This window comes from Thermoflexus sp. (genome assembly GCF_042408365.1).
In the GTDB taxonomy this organism is placed as follows: domain Bacteria; phylum Chloroflexota; class Anaerolineae; order Thermoflexales; family Thermoflexaceae; genus Thermoflexus.
Map to the genome: position 1 here is coordinate 1 of NZ_JBHOQJ010000123.1, position 5,645 is coordinate 5,645.

Annotated in this window: 3 protein-coding genes; 2 read left to right on the forward strand and 1 reads right to left on the reverse strand. The window is 65.3% G+C overall.

Annotated elements, in window-relative coordinates:
• Positions 1-347: 347 nt before the first annotated feature.
• Together ACFMO5_RS05345 and miaB are read left to right on the forward strand one after the other, a co-directional pair.
• Positions 348-1,706 carry a cyclic 2,3-diphosphoglycerate synthase gene (locus tag ACFMO5_RS05345; RefSeq protein WP_376791721.1) on the forward strand — a complete coding sequence of 453 codons (1,359 nt, stop codon included), beginning with the start codon at positions 348-350 and terminating at the stop codon, positions 1,704-1,706.
• Between the two features lie 92 nt (positions 1,707-1,798).
• Positions 1,799-3,124 carry a tRNA (N6-isopentenyl adenosine(37)-C2)-methylthiotransferase MiaB gene (miaB, locus tag ACFMO5_RS05350; RefSeq protein ID WP_376791722.1) on the forward strand — a complete coding sequence of 442 codons (1,326 nt, stop codon included), beginning with the start codon at positions 1,799-1,801 and terminating at the stop codon, positions 3,122-3,124.
• A 264-nt stretch (positions 3,125-3,388) separates the two neighbouring features.
• Here miaB and leuS read toward each other — a convergent pair.
• The coding region (gene leuS, locus ACFMO5_RS05355) for a leucine--tRNA ligase (protein ID WP_376791723.1) at positions 3,389-5,645 on the reverse strand (2,257 nt) is incomplete at its 5' end.

Consider the following 5,645-nt stretch of genomic DNA (forward strand, 5'->3'; position numbering starts at 1 on the left):
CCCTTCGATGTTGGGGATCTGGGCGGCCGTGAAGGCCACGACCTCATAATCCGGGTTGTTACGGAAATACACGTTGAAGTTGTGGAAGTCGCGCCCGGCGGCGCCCATGATGATCACTCGGATACGGCTGGGCATGGCGAAGTCCTCCGTGATGTTTAATTTGGAACGATGGAGCCTGGCCACATTGGGTTCGAAGCCACCGCGAAGCAGCGGAAAGGCCCCACCCCTCTTGATCCCCCTCCCTACGGCCGGAAGGGCCGTGGGGAGGGGGGATCCAGGGGGGCTTCGAACCCCATGGGGCCAGGCTGCATCGTTACAATCGATCAAATATCACGGAGGACTTCACCATGCCCAGCCGTATCCGAGTAATCATCATGGGCGCCGCCGGGCGCGACTTCCACAACTTCAACGTGTATTTCCGTAACAACCCGGATTATGAGGTCGTGGCCTTCACAGCCACTCAGATCCCAAACATCGAAGGGCGCCTCTACCCGCCCGAGCTGGCTGGCCCCCTCTATCCGGAGGGCATCCCCATTTACCCCGAGGAGGAGCTCCCGGATCTGATCCGCCGGTTCGGGGTGGAGCGCGTCGTGTTCGCCTATAGCGACGTGAGCCACGAGTATGTGATGCACCGGGCCAGCATCGCCCACGCCGCGGGGGCGGATTTCTGGCTGATGGGCCCGAAGGTGACCCAGCTCCGGTCCAGTCGGCCGGTGGTTTCCATCGGCGCCGTGCGCACCGGAAGCGGCAAGAGCCCAACCACCCGACGGGTGGCCCGGCTCCTCCGGGAGCTGGGATGGAACCCGGTCATCGTCCGCCACCCGATGCCTTACGGCGACCTGCGCCGGCAGGCCGTGCAGCGGTTCGCTTCCTTTGAGGATTTGGATCGCTATGAGTGCACCATTGAGGAGCGGGAGGAATATGAGCCCCACTTGGCCAACGGCTTCGTGGTCTACGCCGGGGTGGACTACGAGCGGATCCTACGGGCAGCGGAAACGGAAGGGGATCTCATCCTCTGGGACGGGGGGAACAACGACTTCCCATTCTTCGTTTCAGATCTCCACATCGTGGTGGCGGATCCCCACCGTCCAGGCCACGAGCTGCGCTATCACCCCGGTGAGGCGAACCTCCGCATGGCCGATGTGGTGGTGATCAACAAGATCGACACCGCCGCCCCGGAGGCCATCGCCCAGGTTCGGGAGAACGTCTTCCAGGCGAACCCCCGGGCGGTCCTCATCGAAGCGGCTATGCCCATCTTCGTGGAGGATCCCCACGCCATCCGCGGCCGACGGGTCCTGGTGGTGGAGGACGGGCCTACCCTCACCCACGGGGAGATGGCCTACGGCGCCGGGGTGGTGGCCGCCCGTCGCTTCGGGGCGCGCGAGATCATCGACCCCCGGCCCTACGCGGTGGGGAGCATCCAGGAGGTCTACCGGCAATATCCGCAGACCGGCCCGGTGCTCCCCGCCATGGGATATGGGGCGGAACAAATCCGCGAACTGGAGGAAACCATCAATCGAGCGCCCTGCGATCTCGTGCTGGCCGCCACCCCGGTAGATCTCGCCCGCATCCTCCGGGTGCGGCACCCGGTGCTGCGGGTGCGCTACGAGATCCAGGAGATCGGCCGCCCGACCTTGGCCGATGTACTGGCGGAGCGCCTGGGGCGTGGCCCCCAGCCGCCGGAGCGCCGCCATGCGGGGATTTGACGCGGGTTCCGCCTCCCCTCTAAAATGATGATCGAAACCATCGTTTGTGGGACGGATCGCGTTTCCACGGCGTGCGGGAGAACGAGAGGTCGATGCGGTATTACATTCACACTTTCGGTTGTCAAATGAACGTCGCCGATAGCGAGCGGCTGGCCTCGGCCTTGGAGAAGCTCGGCTATCAGATGGCCGAGCGACCTGAACACGCCGATGTGCTTGTCGTCAACACCTGCGTGGTCCGCCAGTCGGCCGAGGAGAAGGCCTACGGCTGGCTCCATATGGTCCGCCCCCTCAAGGAGCGGCGGCCCGACCGGGTGGTGGCCGTGATGGGCTGCTTGGTCGGGGTCAAGGGGAACGAGGGGCTCCGCCGCGCCTTCCCATGGGTGGATGTCTTCATGCCTCCAGCAGACCCCCGCCCGCTGGTGGACTTCCTGGCGAGGCAAATCGACGAGGGGCGCGCCGTCGCCGATTTGGAGCGGATGGTCCGCTACGCCCTCCAGGACGAGGAGCTGGTGCTGCCGGCCACCGAGCGGGGCCGCAAGGTGACCGCTTACGTGCCGGTGGTGCACGGATGCTCCTTCGGCTGCACCTTCTGCATCATCCCCTACCGCCGTGGCCCCGAGCGGAGCCGGCCGGTCGGGCAGATCGTGGCCGAGGTCCGTGCCCTGGCGGAACAGGGCGTGAAGGAGGTCACCCTCCTGGGTCAAATCGTGGACCGCTACGGCAAGGATATCCCGGACGGCCCGGATCTGGCGGACTTGCTGCGGGCGGTTCACGAGGTGGAGGGGATCGTGCGCATCCGCTTCCTCACCTCCCATCCCAGCTTCATGACCGATAAGATCCTTGACGCGGTGGCCGAGCTGCCCAAAGTCTGTGAACACATCGAGATCCCCGTTCAGGCGGGCAACGACGAAGTGTTGGCTCGAATGCGCCGGGGCTATACGGTGGCCGACTACAAGCGGATCGTGGAGAAGATCCGCCGGCGCATCCCGAACGCCTCCATCGCCACCGACATCATCGTGGGCTTCTGCGGGGAGACCGAGGAACAGTTTATGGACACCTACCGGCTGGTGGAGGAGCTGGAATTCGACGTGGTCCACATCGCGAAATACTCCCCGCGGCCGGGGACAGTGGCCTGGCGCCGCATGGCCGACGACGTGCCGCCGGAGGAAAAGGAGCGCCGCTTCCGCATGCTGGAGGAGCTCTACGAGCGGATCGCCCGCCGCAAGAACGAGGCCCTCATCGGGCAAACGGTGGAGATCCTGGTCGAGGATCGCAACGAAAAGGGGAAGTGGTTCGGGCGGACCCGTAACAACAAACTGGTGTTCTTTGAGGACGGAGACCGTGACTGGCGCGGCCAGTTGGTCCAAGTCCGCATCACCTCGGCCGGCGCCTGGTCGCTTCATGGAGTTCCGGCCTGAAATCCAGCAGGGGCTTCGCCATCGGTTCCCCAAGAGGACTTCAGAGGCAGCGCCCGCGACGTCCCAACCAGATGCGGGGCTGCTTACGCGGCCCCGCATCTGGTCTGCCTGCCCTACCTCCGCATCTCCTCCAGTTTGCCTCACGCCATTCCGGTCGCCTCCTCAGCAACGCCAGAGGAGTCAGAAGGCCTTGGATCGTGAGCGGAATCGGGATCTCCTATTGAAATCTTCCTTCCCCCTCTGCCTCCAGCGTTCGGATCGTCCTCACTCCACCACGATGTTGATCAGCCGGCCCGGCACGTAGATGAAGCGCTGGGGCTGTCGGTCGCCCAGGTGCCGACGGACATTGGCCCGATCCAAGGCGATCCGCCGCGCCTCCTCCTCGGTGATCGAGGCCGGCACCTCCACCCGATCCCTCACCCGGCCGTTGATCTGGATCACCAAGGTGATCGTATCCGCTCGGGCCAGCTCCTCGTCCCACTGGGGCCAGGGCTGCTGATGGATGCTATACGGATACCCCAGCCGCTCCCATAGTTCCTCCGCCAGGTGCGGCACGAAGGGGGCCAGCAGCAACAGCAGGGTCCGGATGGCCTCCGACCACGCCTCGTGGCGGACAACGGGGGTGGCCTTCGCGTCTTGGAGGTAATTGGTGAACTCCATGAGGGCGGCGATCGCCGTGTTGAACTCGAAGTCCTCCAGATCCCGGCTCACCCGCTTGATGGTCCGGTGGGTCCAACGCCGCAGGGTGGCCACCTGCTCGGGGGTCGGTTCCCCATCCGCCTCAGCGGGCTCCAACACCAAGTTCCACACCCGATGCAGCCAACGGTGCACCCCTTCGATGCCCGTGGAGCTCCACGGCCCGCCCATGTCCCAGCGGAAGCCGAACATCAGGTAAGCCCGCACCGTGTCCGCCCCGTACCGCATGACCAGCTCATCGGGCGCCACCACGTTGCCCCGGGATTTGGACATCTTCTCCCGGTCCTCCCCCAGGATAACGCCCTGGTTGCGCAGGCGGATCATGGGCTCGTCGAACCAGACCATCCCCATATCCCGCAGGACCTTGGTCCAGAAGCGGGTGTACAAGAGGTGCATGGTCGCATGCTCAACGCCGCCGGTGTACAGATCGACCGGCAGCCAGTAACGGGCTTCCTCCTCATCCCACGGCGCATGGTCTAGGTGCGGGCTCAGGTAGCGGTATTGATACCACGAGGAGTCCACGAAGGTATCCATGGTGTCCGTCTCCCGCTCCGCAGGCCCGCCGCATTGCGGGCAGGTGGTCTTCACGAAGTCCTCCAGGTACTTCAGCGGGGACTCGCCGGTGGGCAGCACGTTGACGCTCTCCGGCAACAGCACCGGCAGCTGATCCTCGGGCACGGGGACGGTGCCGCACTTCGGGCAGTAGATGATGGGGATGGGGGTGCCCCAGTAGCGCTGGCGGCTGATGCACCAATCCCGCAGCCGGTAGGAGACGGCCGGCCGGCCCAGGCCCCGCCGCTCCAGCTCCGCCACCACCGCCTTCTTCCCCTCCTCGCTGGGCAGCCCGTCGAAGGGGCCGGAGTTCACCATCACACCGGGCCCTTCATAGGCCGCCGTGAGCTCCTCCCCCTGCCAGCCCGGCGGGGCAATCACCACCCGGATGGGCAGACGAAACTTCACCGCGAACTCGAAGTCCCGCTGATCGTGCGCGGGCACCCCCATCACCGCCCCGGTCCCGTATTCCATCAGCACGTAGTCCGAGATCCAGATGGGCAACCGCTCCTCCGTCAGCGGGTGCCGGGCATAGGCGCCGATGAACACCCCCGTCTTCTCCCGCTCCAGGGAGAGCCGCTCGATCTCCGTGCGGCGCTGCGCCTCGCGGATATACGCCTCCACCTCCGCCCGGCGGTCGGGGGCGGTGAGCTTGGGCACCAGCGGGTGCTCCGGGGCCAGCACCATGAAGGTGGCGCCGAACAAGGTGTCGGGCCGGGTGGTGAAGACCACGATGGAGTCCTCCCCCTCGGTGGGGAAGACGATCTCGGCCCCTTCGCTCCGGCCGATCCAGTTCTTCTGCATCGTGCACACCCGCTCCGGCCAATCCAGCCGGCTGTGATCCAAAAGCTCATCGGCGTAAGCGGTGATGCGGAGGAACCACTGCTCCAGTTCCTTCTTGATCACTGGCGTCCCGCACCGCTCGCAGACCCGCTCGCCGTTATGGGAGATCACCTGTTCCCGGGCCAGGGTGGTGTTGCATCGGGGGCAGAAATCCACCGCCGAGCGCTTCCGATAGGCCAGCCCCCGTTTGTAGAACTGGATGAAGAACCACTGGTTCCACTTGTAGTATTCGGGCTCGCAGGTGATCACCTCCCGGCTCCAATCAAAGGACGCCCCCATGCTGCGCAGCTGCCGGCGCATCCGCTCGATGTTGGCGTAGGTCCAGGTCTTGGGATGGGTGTTATGTTTGATGGCCGCGTTCTCCGCCGGCAGCCCGAAGGCGTCGAAACCGATAGGGAAGAGGACATTGTGGCCCTTCATGCGCAGGTAG

What these genes read in the sequence shown, in the direction of transcription:
- ACFMO5_RS05345 (WP_376791721.1), top strand. Translation starts at nt 348, where the DNA reads ATGCCCAGCCGTATCCGAGTAATCATCATGGGCGCCGCCGGGCGCGAC.
- miaB (WP_376791722.1), top strand. Translation starts at nt 1,799, where the DNA reads ATGCGGTATTACATTCACACTTTCGGTTGTCAAATGAACGTCGCCGAT.